13 protein-coding genes are annotated in these 13,402 nt (G+C 63.7%); 11 read left to right on the top strand and 2 right to left on the bottom strand.

The annotated features are described in order from the left end of the window. The first annotated feature begins 56 nt into the window (after window positions 1-56). The 11 genes from fabG (at window position 57) to BLQ92_RS09025 (ending at window position 11,775) form a co-directional block, all read left to right on the top strand. Window positions 57-773, top strand: a complete 717-nt coding sequence (gene fabG / locus BLQ92_RS09075) for a 3-oxoacyl-ACP reductase FabG (protein ID WP_090683568.1) — start codon at window positions 57-59, stop codon at window positions 771-773. A 59-nt stretch (window positions 774-832) separates the two neighbouring features. Beyond that, on the top strand, window positions 833-2,194 hold the full coding sequence (locus BLQ92_RS09070) for an NAD(P)/FAD-dependent oxidoreductase (RefSeq protein WP_090683567.1): 1,362 nt from the start codon (window positions 833-835) through the stop codon (window positions 2,192-2,194). 64 nt (window positions 2,195-2,258) lie between these two features. Then, entirely contained in the window at window positions 2,259-3,044 is a 786-nt protein-coding gene (locus tag BLQ92_RS09065; RefSeq protein ID WP_090683565.1) for a glycosyltransferase family 2 protein, read from the top strand. 190 nt (window positions 3,045-3,234) lie between these two features. Next, window positions 3,235-4,125, top strand: coding sequence for a ribokinase (gene rbsK, locus BLQ92_RS09060; RefSeq protein WP_090683563.1), 891 nt, complete (start codon window positions 3,235-3,237; stop codon window positions 4,123-4,125). Next, the gene (gene rbsD, locus BLQ92_RS09055) at window positions 4,122-4,520 is read left to right on the top strand and encodes a D-ribose pyranase (RefSeq protein ID WP_090683561.1); all 399 of its coding nucleotides are present in this window, start codon (window positions 4,122-4,124) and stop codon (window positions 4,518-4,520) included. Before rbsK ends, rbsD begins: the two co-directional genes overlap by 4 nt. Before the next feature lie 50 nt (window positions 4,521-4,570). Next, window positions 4,571-6,064, top strand: a complete 1,494-nt coding sequence (locus tag BLQ92_RS09050; RefSeq protein WP_090683559.1) for a sugar ABC transporter ATP-binding protein — start codon at window positions 4,571-4,573, stop codon at window positions 6,062-6,064. A gap of 119 nt (window positions 6,065-6,183) precedes the next feature. Then, on the top strand, window positions 6,184-7,122 hold the full coding sequence (locus tag BLQ92_RS09045) for an ABC transporter permease (protein WP_341806676.1): 939 nt from the start codon (window positions 6,184-6,186) through the stop codon (window positions 7,120-7,122). Window positions 7,123-7,260: 138 nt separating this feature from the next. Then, window positions 7,261-8,217, top strand: a complete 957-nt coding sequence (gene rbsB, locus BLQ92_RS09040; RefSeq protein ID WP_090683556.1) for a ribose ABC transporter substrate-binding protein RbsB — start codon at window positions 7,261-7,263, stop codon at window positions 8,215-8,217. Window positions 8,218-8,352: 135 nt separating this feature from the next. Further along, a complete protein-coding gene (locus BLQ92_RS09035) occupies window positions 8,353-9,486 on the top strand; it encodes a LacI family DNA-binding transcriptional regulator (RefSeq protein WP_244106167.1) in 1,134 nt (377 codons plus the stop codon). A 213-nt stretch (window positions 9,487-9,699) separates the two neighbouring features. Next, window positions 9,700-11,022, top strand: a complete 1,323-nt coding sequence (locus tag BLQ92_RS09030) for a TIGR00366 family protein (protein ID WP_090683554.1) — start codon at window positions 9,700-9,702, stop codon at window positions 11,020-11,022. A gap of 51 nt (window positions 11,023-11,073) precedes the next feature. After that, window positions 11,074-11,775 (top strand): cytochrome b/b6 domain-containing protein, encoded by a 702-nt coding sequence (locus tag BLQ92_RS09025; protein ID WP_090683553.1) that lies wholly within the window; start codon window positions 11,074-11,076, stop codon window positions 11,773-11,775. A gap of 66 nt (window positions 11,776-11,841) precedes the next feature. On the opposite strand, the gene BLQ92_RS09020 is transcribed toward BLQ92_RS09025, so the two are convergent. Together BLQ92_RS09020 and BLQ92_RS09015 are read right to left on the bottom strand one after the other, a co-directional pair. Beyond that, window positions 11,842-12,297, bottom strand: coding sequence for a CHRD domain-containing protein (locus BLQ92_RS09020; RefSeq protein WP_090683551.1), 456 nt, complete (start codon window positions 12,295-12,297; stop codon window positions 11,842-11,844). Window positions 12,298-12,577: 280 nt separating this feature from the next. Then, complete coding sequence (locus BLQ92_RS09015) at window positions 12,578-12,991, bottom strand: VOC family protein (protein WP_090683550.1); 414 nt, start codon at window positions 12,989-12,991, stop codon at window positions 12,578-12,580. Between the last annotated feature and the right edge of the window lie 411 nt (window positions 12,992-13,402).

Raw genomic sequence — 13,402 nt, 5'->3', positions numbered from 1 at the left:
CGGCGGTGCACGGACGTGCTCGGTGAGTCTTGAAAGCAAAGAGTAATGGAGAGTCGATGCGAGCGCTTGTGACAGGCGGCAGCGGCGCGCTGGGACAGGCCATCAGCGTGGCGTTGGCGCAGGCGGGCCACGAAGTCTGGGTGCATGCGAACCGCGGCCTCGCGCAGGCCGAGGCCACCGTACAGCGAATCGTCGCGGCGGGGGGCACAGCTCATGCGATCGCCTTCGACGTGACCGATGCCGACGCGACGCGGATCGCCCTCGAAGGCATGCTGGAGCAGGCGCCCGTGCAGATTCTGGTCAACAACGCCGGGATCCACGACGACGCGCCGATGCCCGGCATGACCCAGAAGCAATGGCGCAGCGTGATCGATGTGACGCTGAACGGCTTTTTCAACGTCACCCAGCCGCTCCTGATGCCGATGATCCGCACCCGCTGGGGGCGCATCGTCAACATGGCGTCGGTGGCGGGCGTGATGGGCAATCGCGGTCAGGTGAACTATGCGGCGGCGAAGGCCGGCTTGATCGGCGCGACGAAATCGCTCTCGCTCGAACTGGCTTCGCGCGGCATTACCGTGAATGCGGTGGCGCCCGGCGTTATTGAATCGCCCATGGCGGACCCGGCATTTGCGCCTGAGCGGATCAAGCAACTAGTGCCGGCGCAGCGCGCGGGCCAACCTGAGGAAGTCGCGGCCATGGTCGCCTACCTCGTCTCCGATGCCGCGGCTTATGTGACTGGCCAGGTACTGTCCATCAACGGTGGTCTCGCCTGACACTGACGGCGTGGCACGGCACGTGCTCACGAGGCAACGTCAGTATCGAGAGGAAAACGATGGCCGAAGCAATTCAACCTGACGCAGCGCTCTGGGATGTCATCGTGATCGGCGGCGGGCCGGCCGGTTCGAGCGCCGGCACCTTGCTCGCCGACCGCGGCTACCGCGTGCGTCTGCTGGAGAAGGCACGGCACCCGCGTTTTCATATCGGCGAGTCGCTGTTGCCCGCCAATCTGCGCCTGTTCGACCGCCTTGGCGTGGGCGAGCAGGTGAGGGCGATCGGCATGGTCAAGCTGGGCGCCGAATTTGTTTCGCCGCAGCATGGCAACCGCATGGAGCGCTTCCTGTTCGCCGATGCGTGGGACAAATCGATGCCGGGTGCCTATCAGGTGCGGCGCTCGGAGCTCGATCACCTGCTGCTGCGTAATGCAGCGGTACATGGCGTGGAGGTGGTGGAAGGCTGCCAGGCGCGCGACGTCGCGTTTCTGCCGGACGGCTCCGGCGCCGTGATTCGCGCGCAGCATGAAGACGGCAGTGAAGAGCGGTGCCGCGCGCGCTTCGTGGTGGATGCCTCGGGCCGCGACACGCTGCTCGCGAACCAGTTCAAGAGCAAGCGCCGCAACGACAGGCACAACAGCTCCGCGCTGTACGGGCACTTTCGCGGCGCACAGCGCAACCTCGGCGAGCACGAAGGCAACATCACCGTCTTCTGGTTCGAGCACGGCTGGTTCTGGTTCATTCCGCTTGCCGACGGCACTACCAGTGTCGGCGCGGTGGTGTGGCCGCATTACCTGAAAAGCCGGCCGAAGGGCCGCTCGCTCGAAGCGTTTTTCGCCGACACGATCGCCTTGTGCGCACCGCTCGCCGAACGCCTCGAGCATGCCGAGCGCGTGAACGAGGTGACGGCCACCGGCAACTATTCGTACACCGGCAAGCTGACGCATGGCCGCAATTTCCTGCTGCTGGGCGATGCGTTTGCGTTCATCGATCCGGTGTTCTCGTCCGGCGTGATGCTGGCGATGCAAAGCGCGTTCGCCGGCGCCGAGGCGATCGACGTCTGCCTGCGCGATCCGGCGCGCGCCGATGCAGCATTGGCGCGTTTCGACAAACGTCTGCGGCATGGGCCCAAAGCGTTCTCCTGGTTCATCTACCGGATGACCTCGCCGGCGATGCGCGAGCTCTTCATGGCGCCGCGCAACGTGCTGCGCATGAAAGAGGCGCTGCTCTCGCTCCTCGCCGGCGATATCTTCGAGAACACGCCGATCTGGCGCTCGCTCGGCCTGTTCAAGGGCGTGTACTACGTGTCGGCGCTGCTGAACGCGCCGCGCACCTGGCACGCATGGCGCGGCCGGCGGCGCAATCTGCGCGTGACGGATGGGCTACAAAGCGGACCACGGAGCGAACCACAAAGCGGACCGTAAGACGGACGATCAAGCCGGGCATTAGACCGACCATAAAAAACCCTTATTCGATTTGCTGTATTCCATGCGCACAACGAGCCCCTCGCCAACTCACCTGGTTTTGATTCCGAGCTACAACCCCGGCGAAAAAGTCTATGAAACCGTGCGCAGCGCGCGCGAACACTGGAACCCTGTGTGGGTGGTGGTCGACGGCAGCACCGATGGCAGCGCCGCGCGTTTGCAGGCATTGGCCGAGCAGGATGCCGGGCTGCGCGTCATCGTGCTGCCGCACAACCAGGGCAAAGGCGCGGCCGTGCTGCACGGTCTCGACGAAGCCGCGCGCCTCGGTTTCACGCATGTCCTGACAATGGACTCCGACGGCCAGCATCCGGCCAGTCTGATCCCGGGTTTCATGAACGCCTCGCAGGCACAACCGGGCACGATGGTGCTCGGCATGCCGAAGTTCGACGCGCAGGCGCCGAAGGCGCGCGTCTATGGCCGGCGGCTCTCCAATGGCTGCGCCAACCTCGAGACCCTGTGGGCCGGCATCGGCGATTCGCTGTACGGATTTCGCGTGTATCCGGTCGAGCCGTTGCGCAAGGTGATGAGTCAGCACGTCTGGATGCGCCGCTTCGATTTCGATCCGGAGGCCGCCGTGCGTTTGTGCTGGGAAGGCGTGCGGCCGATCAACATTGACGCCCCGGTGCGTTATTTCCGCGCCGAAGAGGGCGGTGTGTCGCATTTCAACTACCTGCGCGACAACCTGCTGTTGTCGTGGATGCATCTGCGGCTTTTCTTCGGCTTCCTCCTGCGCTTGCCCGTTCTGATCCCGCGACGCCTCGAACAACGGCTGGAACAGCGGCGCAGCTAAACCTGCTTCTTGCAGATACAGGCAGGTGCCATCCACCTGCTCACCTGACCCTTATCGGGTTATACCCTGGGAGACCTTCCGTCCGGCGGACGGCTCTGGTATAAATCCGCTCCAAAGCTGATTACGTTTTAGCACGACAAAAATTCACGCTCCCGTCAACAGCGCGGGGCGGGCAGTTTGAAGGAGCGGTATGGCGCGCGTAGTGGTGGTGGGCAGCATCAACATGGACATGGTGGTCGCGACCGAGGCGTTTCCGCGTCTTGGCGAAACGCTGTTCGGCACGCATTTCGCCACCTGGCCGGGCGGCAAGGGCGCCAACCAGGCGGTCGCGGCAGCGCGTCTGGGCGCCGAAGTGACGATGATCGGCTGCGTCGGTGCGGATGCATTCGGCGAACAGTTGAAGGCGACCCTCGTGCGCGAGGGCATCGATACACGCTGGGTCTCTACTGGAAACGCCGCGACCGGGATTGCTTCGATCACGCTGTCCGGTGGCGACAACGCCATCGTGGTGGTGCCGGGCGCCAATCATGAACTCGCTGCCGCCGATCTCGATCGTGCGCACGAGGCATTCGCGGAGGCCGATATCGTCCTCGCGCAACTCGAAGTGCCGCTCGACACGGTCCTGCATGCGGCAAGGCTCGCGAGGCGCCTCGGCAAGCCGTTCTTCCTGAATCCGGCGCCGGCCGTTGCGTTGCCTGCCGAGCTGATCGCGCTGACCACCTTGCTCACACCGAACGAACACGAACTCGCCGCTGCACTGCAAACCGCGGGCGAGCCGTGGGCCGAAGTGTTGCGACGCATGCCGGGGCGCATTGCGATGACCCACGGCAAGGAAGGCGCCTACACCAGTCGTGAGGATGGCGAACTGGTCCACGAGGCTGGCTTTGAGGTCGAAGCGGTGGATACCACCGGCGCCGGCGACACTTTCAACGGCGCGCTCGCCGCGTTCTGGCATCTGGGGGCCGGGCAGGCCATGCGCCGCGCCAATGCGGCGGGCGCCTTGTCCGTCACCCGCGCGGGCGCGCAGGGCGGCATGCCCACGCTCGCCGAACTCGAACAGTTTCTGAAGGCTCAAGCGTGAAAAAACTCGGACACCTGAACCGCGATATCGCCCGCGTGCTGGCCGGCATGGGCCACACCGACAGCGTCGTGATTGCCGACTGCGGTCTGCCGATTCCCGATGGCGTCGAATGTATCGACGTCTCGCTCACGCTTGGCGTGCCGGGCTTCTTCGACGTGCTGGACAGCGTGCTGGCCGATTTCAAGGTCGAGCGCGCGGTGTTCGCAAGCGAAAGCCTGACGCACAACGCTGCGGTAGCGCAGCGCATGACGCAGTTGCGCGTTGCCGAGGTTGCTGTCGAGGATGTGCCGCATGAGCAATTCAAGCGCCTTTGCCAGCAGGCCAAGGCTGTGATTCGCACCGGCGAGTGCAGTCCCTACGCGAATGTGATCCTGCATTCGGGTGTGATTTTTTGAGCGCCGCGCAAGCCGTTAGCGGCGCGGCGTTTTTCTGAAAGAGGCGTGTCATGCAAGTGACCATGCGGGGCATCGGCAAGGCTTTTGGGCCGGTGCGCGTGCTCGAAGGTGTCGACTTCAAGATCGGCGCGGGCGAGATTCACGCGCTGATGGGTGAGAACGGCGCCGGCAAGTCGACGCTCATGAAGATTTTGAGCGGCGTCTACCAGGCCGATGCCGGCGAGATCCTGATCGACGGCCGGGCCGTGCAGATCCGCCACACCGTCGACGCCGAACGCGCCGGCATCGCCATCATCCACCAGGAATTGAATCTGATTCCGCAATTGTCGGTGATGGAGAACCTGTTTCTCGGCCGCGAGCCCAGCCGCTTCGGCGTGGTCGACTCCGCCGCGATGCGCAAGCAGTCGCGCAAATGGCTCGACATGGTCGGCGCGCAAAATATCGATCCGCAAACGGAAGCCGGGCGCCTCTCGATCGGCCAGCAGCAACTGGTGGAAATCGCCAAGGCGCTCTCGCTCGACGCACGCGTGCTGGTGATGGACGAGCCGACCGCCGCACTCACGCACCGCGAGATCGAGACGCTGTTCGAGATCATGCTGGCGCTCAAGGCGCGCGGCGTGGCGCTGGTGTACGTCTCGCACCGGATGGAAGAAATCTTCCGCATCTGCGACAAGGTCAGCGTGCTGCGCGACGGCCATTTTGTGGGCGAACGTGCGGTCAAGGACACCGGTTTCGATGAAGTGGTGCGCCTGATGGTGGGGCGCGAGCTGGGCGAGCGCTTTCCGAAGCGCAACCATACGCCCGGCGAGGTGCGCTTCGCTGTGTCGGGCCTCGCCGACGACGGCAACATCTCCGGCATTTCGTTCGACGTGCGCGCCGGGGAAGTGCTCGGCGTGGCCGGTTTGATGGGAGCGGGCCGCAGCGAGATCCTGCGCACGCTGTTTGGGCTGAACCGCAAGACGGCAGGCTCGGTCTCGCTCGACGGCCGCACGCTCGAGGTGCGCGATGCGTCCGGCGCGATTGCGGCCGGCATCGGCTTTGTCACCGAAGACCGCAAGAGCCAGGGCCTCGTGCTCGGCATGTCGGTGCGCGAAAACGCGACGCTGGTCCATCTGGATCGCTACGCGCGTCTCGGCGTCGTGAACGAGCGCGCCGAACGCGCCGCCGTCGCCGACCTGATCAAGCAGTTGCGCATTCGCACCCGCGATGCGGAGCTGGACGTGAAGTCGCTCTCCGGCGGCAACCAGCAGAAGGTGGTGTTCGCCAAGTGGCTCGCGGAACCGCCCAAGGTGCTGCTGCTCGACGAGCCCACTCGCGGCGTCGATGTGGGCGGCAAGGCCGAGATCTACACCATCATCAACCAGTTGGCCTCACAGGGTGTGGCGATCGTGATGGTGTCCTCGGAGTTGCCCGAAGTGCTGGCGATGAGCGATCGCATCCTGGTGATGCACCAAGGCAGGCAGAACGGCATCTTCGCGGCAGCCGGCGCCACCCAGGAAGTGCTCATGACGGCCGCCACCGGCGGCAACCCGGCCACGGCTTAGTACGGCTTAGCACGGTTTTATAAGTCATAAGCGGCGACACACCTGATCAACCCATTTGCCGACAGCCCACGCAGCCGGCAATCGAGACCCGAGCGAGACACGAAATGGCGCAATTGACCATGACACCCAGTAACAAGGCCACGCTGCAAAAGCTCGGGCCGTTCATCGCGCTGCTGATCATCGCGGTGGGGCTTTCCATCATCAGCCCCAACTTCCTCACGCTCGACAACCTGCTCAACGTGATGCGCCAGGCGTCGATCAATGCGTTGATTGCCTTCGGCATGACGCTTGTGATCCTGCTGGGCGGCATCGATCTGTCCGCGGGCTCGGTGCTGGCGCTCTCGTCGGTGATCATTGCGAGTCTGATGCAAAGCGGCACGCCGGCCGTGCTCGCGACGCTCGCCGGCATCGCCGCCGGCGGCGTGATGGGGCTCTTTAACGGCCTCGTCATCAGCAAAGGCAAGGTGGCGCCGTTCATCGCCACGCTCGGCTCGATGACCGTGCTGCGCGGGCTCGCCCTGGTGGTCTCCAACGGCAGCCCGATCAGCAGCTTTAACAGCGACTTCTTCTCGATGCTGGGGGGCGGCTATGTGGCGCGGCTCGTGCCGATTCCGGTGGTGCTGATGCTCATCATGTTCGCCGTTTTCTGGTTCGTGCTGAAGAAGACCGTGTTTGGCCGCCACGTCTATGCGACCGGCGGCAACGCCGAGTCGGCCAGGCTTTCGGGGGTGAAGGTCGATCGCGTTCAGTTGTGGGTGTACACGATCTCCGGCGTGATGGCGGCGATTGCCGGCGTGGTGCTGACCTCGCGCCTGAATTCCGCCCAGCCGACCGCCGGCACCGGCTACGAACTCGACGCCATCGCCGCGGTGGTGCTGGGCGGCACCAGCCTGACAGGCGGGCGCGGCTGGATCTTCGGCACGCTGGTGGGCGCATTGCTGATCGGCGTGCTGAATAACGGCCTGAACCTGATGGACGTGTCGTCGTTCTACCAGCAGGTTATCAAGGGCGGGGTGATCCTGCTCGCCGTGCTGATCGACCGGGGCAACAAGAAGTAAGACCGGGTTACGCGGCCGCTTCGGCGCATCTTGCAACGAAGCGGCCGCAAGGATTTTTTTACCGCAGAAGCGGCGCAAGCCGCGTAGTACGACTAAATGATGCAGTCACACTCTACCGATAGGACTCAGGAGACGACCATGAAGAAAATGATTTCCCCGCTGGTTTCGCCACTCGTCGCTGCTTTGCTGGTTGTCGGCATGGCCGCCTGTTCGAAGCAAGGCCCGGACACCACCGCCGCCGCTCCTGCGAGCGACGCCTCGGCACCGGCCGCAGGCGGCGCCGTGACGGTGGGCCTGTCGATCTCGACGCTCAACAACCCGTTCTTCGTCTCGCTGCGCAAGGGCGCCGAAGACGAAGCGAAGAAGGAAGGCGTGACCCTCATCACCGTCGACGCGCAAAACGATCCGGCCAAACAGCAGGCGAGCGTCGAAGACCTGATCCAGAAGAGGGTCAGCGTGATCCTGATCAATCCGACCGATTCGTCGGCTGTCGCCAACGTCGTCAAGGAAGCCACCGGCAAGGGCATCAAGGTGATCTCGCTCGACCGCAGCGTGAACGGCGCCGAGGTCAGCTCGCATATCGCCTCGGACAACAAGGCCGGCGGTAAGATGGCTGCGGACTTCCTCGTCGACAAGCTGGGCGGCAAGGGTCATGTGGTCGAGTTGCAGGGCATTCCGGGCTCGTCGGCCGCGAACGAGCGCGGCGCCGGCTTCGATACCGAAGTGGAGGCGAAGGGCGGCGTGAAGATCGTCACCAAACAGCCGGCTGATTTCGATCGCGCCAAGGGCTTGTCGGTGATGGAAAACATCATCCAGAGCAACAAGGACATCCAGGGCGTATTCGCGCAGAACGACGAGATGGCGCTCGGCGCGGTGAAGGCGCTGCAGGCGGCTGGCCTGAAGAACGTGGCCGTGGTGGGCTTCGACGCCACCGACGACGCGATTGCCGCTGTCAAGGCCGGCTCGATGGCGGCCACCGTGCAGCAGCAGCCGGAACTGATCGGCCAGTATGGCGTAGAGACGGCGAAGAAGCTGGTCGACGGCCAGGCCGTGGACAAGTTCATCCCGGTACCGCTGAACCTCTATAAGCAGTAACCTGTAAAAACTGCAAGTTCTCAGCGGCTCATCCGCGTAGTACCATCTGGCACTGAAATCAACGTCGATGCAGTGCCGCCCGCCACCCGGTGTTGACCGGTGTGGCGGCGCCTCCCGCCACGACCTGACTGGTGCATGCCGCATAGGCCCGTGGCCGATGGCAGCTCGCCGCAGCAGCCGCTGCCGGGCCTGCCGGGTTTGCATGAAGCGAGGGCGTCGACCTACTGCCGCGAGGAAGCCAGCGTGACCCAGTTCGAGCGCCTGACCATTGATGACATCGCACGTCTCGCGAACGTTTCGCGCACGACCGCGAGCATGGTGCTGAATGGCTATGCGGAACGCTACCGGATTTCCGCCGCCACGGTCGAACGGGTGCTGCAGGTCGCGAAGGAGCATCATTTCACGCCCTCGCAATCGGCCCGCGCGTTGCGTTCGCGCCGCAGCAATACGATCGGCCTGGTTATTCCCGATATCACAAACTCCGTACACTCCGCGCTGGCTCAGGCAATGGAATGGCAATGCCGTGAGCAGTACCGCTGCCAGCTCGTGGTGGTGACGAGCGATGAAGACCCGGTGCGCGAAACCGAGGGGATCGCCCACCTCGTTTCGCATCAGGTCGACGGCCTCGTGGTGGTGCCGTGCACGGCGGAAGCGGAGCGCTATCAGAAGTGGGTAAAACGCTTGCCGCTCGTGTTCGCCGACCGCCGGGTCGACGACAGCGAGATTCCGTATGTGGTCACGGACGCCACCGAAATCGTCGCGACGCTGGTCGGCGACGCGCTCAAGCAGGGCGCGAGCGAAGTGGTGTACTTCGGCGGCCGCCCGGAAGTGTCGGCAAGCCGCGATCGCCTCGCCGGTTACCGTCAGGCGCTGGCCGCGCATGGTCTTGCCGAGCAGAGCGACTGGGTGTACGAGCGCGACTTCCAGCGCGAATCCGGCCGCGTCTTGATGCAGGAATGGTTTGCCACGCATGGGCGCTATCCGCAGGCGCTGTTCACCGGCTCGATCACCTTGCTCGAAGGGGTTCTGTCGTTCATGAGCGAGGCGCACAAGCTGGCGCAGGCGCCTGACCTGTTGATGTCGTTCGACGATCATCAACTGCTCGATTGCCTGCCGCTTGCCATCGACGCGATCGTGCAGGACAGCCGGCAACTGGCCGAGCATAGCTTGCGATCCGTGTTTGCGATGCTCGAGGGCAATGCGAATCCCGAGTCGCTGCAGGTGCCGGCGCATATTCACTACCGGCGCTCGCACGCCACCCCCATCTAGGCGCATCCCTCTTCGTTGTCTGCGTGACGCGCCATCCCAATGGCGCGGCGAAGGCGCTTGCCCGCGCCGCAGCAAAACCCCGGGTTTCATGCAAAAATCGCGGCCGGGGCAGTGGGCTCGACAGAAGGCCACCATCGGAAGGCCGCCAACAAAAGGCAGAAGGCCGCATCACGGCGCCCACTAAAAATATCATTGGTGACGAGGAGTAGACAGTTGATTCAGCGTATCTCGAGCTTTTTCACGCAGGTGGTGCATCGCGTCCTGCCTGACCCTTTAATCTTCGCGATTTTCCTGACCATTGCGACCTTCGCGCTCGCGTTTGGGTTGACGCCCAAGGCGCCGGCGGAACTGGTCGTCATGTGGGGCGGCGGCTTCTGGAATCTGCTGGCGTTCTCGATGCAGATGGCGATGATTCTCGTCACCGGCCATGCACTCGCCAGTTCAGGTCCGGTCAAACGCCTGCTGGTGGGACTGGCCAGTTCGGCCCGCACGCCCGCGCAGGGCGTGATGCTGGTGGCGTTTTGCGGGGCGGTGGCATGCGCCATCAATTGGGGCTTCGGCCTCGTGCTCGGCGCGATGCTGGCGCGCGAAGTGGCGCGGCGAGTCAAGGGCACCGATTACCGTCTGCTGGTGGCCTGTGCGTATATGGGCTTCCTGACGTGGCACGGCGGCCTGTCCGGCTCGGTGCCGCTGGTGGCTGCCACCAAGGGCAATCCGATGGAAAAGACCATTGGGCTGATTCCGGTGTCGCATACGATTTTCACCGGCTACAACGCCTTCATCACGTTTGGACTGATCCTGCTGCTGCCGATTCTCGCGCGGCTGATGATGCCCAAGCCTGAAGACGTGGTGGCGGTGGACCCGGCGCTGCTCGAAGAGCCGCCTTCGGTCGAACGCACGCTGCCGGCCAATGCGACGCTCGCCGAGCGGATCGAGGAGAGCCGCGTTCTGGCGCTACTGGTCGCCCTGGTGTGCGCGGCGTATCTGGTGGTGCGTACGGTCCAGAAGGGGTTTACGCTCGATATCGACACGGTGAACCTGGTGTTCCTCGCCGCCGGCATGGTGCTGCACAAGACGCCGATGGCGTATGCGCGAGCGGTCGGCGCCGCAGCGAAGGGCGCCTCCGCCATCATGATCCAGTTTCCGTTTTACGCCGGGATTCAGGCGCTGATGGATCATTCGGGGCTGGCCGGCATCATCACCACGTGGTTCGTGGAAATTGCCAATGTGCATACCTTCCCGCTGCTCGCGTTCCTCAGTTCCGCGGTCATCAATTTCGCGGTGCCGAGCGGCGGCGGCCATTGGGTGGTGCAGGGGCCCTTTGTGATGCCGGCGGCTCAGGCATTGCACGCCGACCTCGGCAAATCGGCGATGGCGATCGCCTACGGCGAGGCCTGGACCAACATGGCGCAACCGTTCTGGGCGCTGCCGGCGCTGGCGATTGCCGGCCTTGGCGTACGCGACATCATGGGCTATTGCGTCACGGCGCTGTTGTTCTCGGGTGCCGTGTTCATTGCGGGTTTGTATCTGTTCTAGACTAGTTGCAAACCTCGTCCGGATGCTGTCTCGTTTGCCAGGGCGCGACCTATGAACGCTGACGATCCTGTTCCGCCGCCGGTGCATGGGGAGCCACCCGTGCGCCGCCGGGTGCTTGTGTGGGATGCGCCGACCCGCCTGTTTCACTGGCTGGTGGTGGTGCTGGTCGCCTCGGCTTATGCGACGCTCAAGCTCAACTGGATCGACTGGCACGTGCGCATAGGCGAGGCGCTGCTGGCGTTGTTGCTGTTTCGTGTGCTGTGGGGCTGCTTCGGCAGCGAGACGGCGCGCTTCGGCAGTTTCGTCGCCTCGCCAGCAGCGGCCTTGCGACATCTGCGGCATCTGTTTCGCCGTGAACCGGACGACCAGGTGGGCCACAATGCGGCGGGCGGCTGGATGGTGTTGCTGCTGCTCGCGTTGCTGTTGCTGGAAACGCTGAGCGGTCTCTACGTCTACAACGAAGTGGCCGACGAAGGCCCGTTAAGCGAATGGGTGCCCGCCTGGATCGCCAATGCCATTTCGACGCTGCATGCGGTGGTGTGGGACGTGCTGCTCGCAGCCGTCGCAATGCACGTGCTGGTGATCACGCTCTATGCGCTAGTGAAGGGCCACAACCTGGTACGGCCGATGCTGACCGGCTACAAGCCCTTGCCCGCATCGGTCGCCGCGCCGCGGCAGACGCCAGCGTGGCTGGCGCTGCTGATGCTGATAGCCGGCGCGATCGCGGTGATGTTGCTCGCCGCTTATCTGTGAGGACGCAGCGACGTATCAGGTCAGTTGCTTTCAATGGCTATCAACTGCTCTTAGTCTCCCTAAGTTTCATTTAGGTGGCACGACCTGACCGCGGATTTCGCCGCCCGGGTTGGTCTTCGTATGCACGTTGATATACATGTCGCCAGCGATGAATTCCTGTGCCTCTTCAGGCGATAGCGTGGCCTGACCGCTGAGCGGACTGGTCACCGACATCGTGCCTTTCTGCGAGATCCAGACTTTTACTCCGGCATTTTTACCGGCCGGAGCGGGACCGTGAAAGTGTGCCATGGTGGCGTCACTGGAGAGGCCGCTGAAGGTGATATTCCACGTGACGATCCGTGTGCTTGGGTCGTAGGTCAGGTTGGCCGTGCCGTTGCCGGGAGTCTGGACCGGCGGCACCTGCTGGTCGCCGGTGAGCGGGACGGTAAAGGCGACAGGCGCCGCTTGCGCGAGCGAGACGGTGCCTGCGAGCGCGAGGCCGGCGAGAAGCATGAGAGCGCGACGCGAGATCGAAACTGTCATTTGGTTTTCTCCGTTCTGAGGTTTAGCCTGCGAGGCGTGAACCTTGCAAGCGCCGCGGCGGCTACGCTCAGCGCGAAATGCATCAAGGCGCGGTGGGCGGCGAGGCGGTGAAACAAGGATAGACGCAACCCGGCGCTAACTCCAACCCTATGTGCCGCGCTTATCTGCATGCGTCAGTGGCCCGCTTCGTTGCCTCGCGATACGGCGACGGTGAGCGGGGCAAGTTGCACGTATCGACACGGGCTTGCACGGGCGCTATCGAGCGCCCGTGGTTCCCGCGTTATTGCGAGGAGTCAGCGCTCAGCGTCTGGCCGCCCGCGAACATCGGACGATAACGCTCCGCGACGTCCGCGCGCGTGTTGACCTCCAGCAAGAAGCCGCCGGGAATCCAGCAGAAGAACCGCGAGCCCCGCGGATGTTTGAGCAGTTGGGTCTCCATTCTGATCCCTTCCGCCACGAAACGCTCGTACATGGCCTGTACGTCGTCGACTGCCGGGAGCTCGATTCCAATGTGGAAATTCCTGGGCCATTCGTCGACGCGACCTTCGGCGTGTTCGATAACAATGTCGAAGTCGGGACGTGACAGGAAGCGGCCGCTTCCAGCCGGTGCGACCTTGCATTCAAGGTAACGCTCGAAGAATGCGGCCGTCGCTTCGACGTCGGACGAGGGAAAGCTAAGATGGTTGAGTTTCAAGGTTTCACCTGTTTAATAGAGTTATTCCGAATGGTATTTTCGGAGTGGAATCTACCTAGGACTGCTTATTTAATTGCCAATTTCATCGGAATCACCACGCTTGCTTCGCCTGCAAGCAGGATCGAAGCCGCTGTGCAGGGCAGACGCGCAGCTTGCTGCGATGCTTGCTGGAGGGCAGTGCGGCAGACGCGAAACGCCGCGCCATTTGCAGGCAGTTTTGGCGAAACGGCGCGGGAACGAAGCAGGCAAAGGCATCCGCCAGGCGAATTGCGCGCCGGCAGAAAGCGGAGTACCTGGGAGATGGCTTGCTGGAAGCCGATGAAGGAGTGGGTAAGACTGGCAAGACATTTTCGTCAACCTCATGCGCAGACGACCCAAAGGCGAAAAAATTCACCCGGGATCGATGTTGCG

Source organism: Paraburkholderia phenazinium, from assembly GCF_900100735.1.
GTDB classification, from domain to species: Bacteria; Pseudomonadota; Gammaproteobacteria; order Burkholderiales; family Burkholderiaceae; genus Paraburkholderia; species Paraburkholderia phenazinia.
Note: the sequence above shows the minus strand (reverse complement) of the source record. Positions and strands in the feature narration are given on the sequence as shown.

What these genes read in the sequence shown, in the direction of transcription:
- fabG (WP_090683568.1), top strand. Translation starts at nt 57, where the DNA reads ATGCGAGCGCTTGTGACAGGCGGCAGCGGCGCGCTGGGACAGGCCATC.
- BLQ92_RS09070 (WP_090683567.1), top strand. Translation starts at nt 833, where the DNA reads ATGGCCGAAGCAATTCAACCTGACGCAGCGCTCTGGGATGTCATCGTG.
- BLQ92_RS09065 (WP_090683565.1), top strand. Translation starts at nt 2,259, where the DNA reads ATGCGCACAACGAGCCCCTCGCCAACTCACCTGGTTTTGATTCCGAGC.
- rbsK (WP_090683563.1), top strand. Translation starts at nt 3,235, where the DNA reads ATGGCGCGCGTAGTGGTGGTGGGCAGCATCAACATGGACATGGTGGTC.
- BLQ92_RS09050 (WP_090683559.1), top strand. Translation starts at nt 4,571, where the DNA reads ATGCAAGTGACCATGCGGGGCATCGGCAAGGCTTTTGGGCCGGTGCGC.
- BLQ92_RS09045 (WP_341806676.1), top strand. Translation starts at nt 6,184, where the DNA reads ATGACACCCAGTAACAAGGCCACGCTGCAAAAGCTCGGGCCGTTCATC.
- rbsB (WP_090683556.1), top strand. Translation starts at nt 7,261, where the DNA reads ATGAAGAAAATGATTTCCCCGCTGGTTTCGCCACTCGTCGCTGCTTTG.
- BLQ92_RS09035 (WP_244106167.1), top strand. Translation starts at nt 8,353, where the DNA reads ATGCCGCATAGGCCCGTGGCCGATGGCAGCTCGCCGCAGCAGCCGCTG.
- BLQ92_RS09025 (WP_090683553.1), top strand. Translation starts at nt 11,074, where the DNA reads ATGAACGCTGACGATCCTGTTCCGCCGCCGGTGCATGGGGAGCCACCC.
- BLQ92_RS09020 (WP_090683551.1), bottom strand. Translation starts at nt 12,297, where the DNA reads ATGACAGTTTCGATCTCGCGTCGCGCTCTCATGCTTCTCGCCGGCCTC.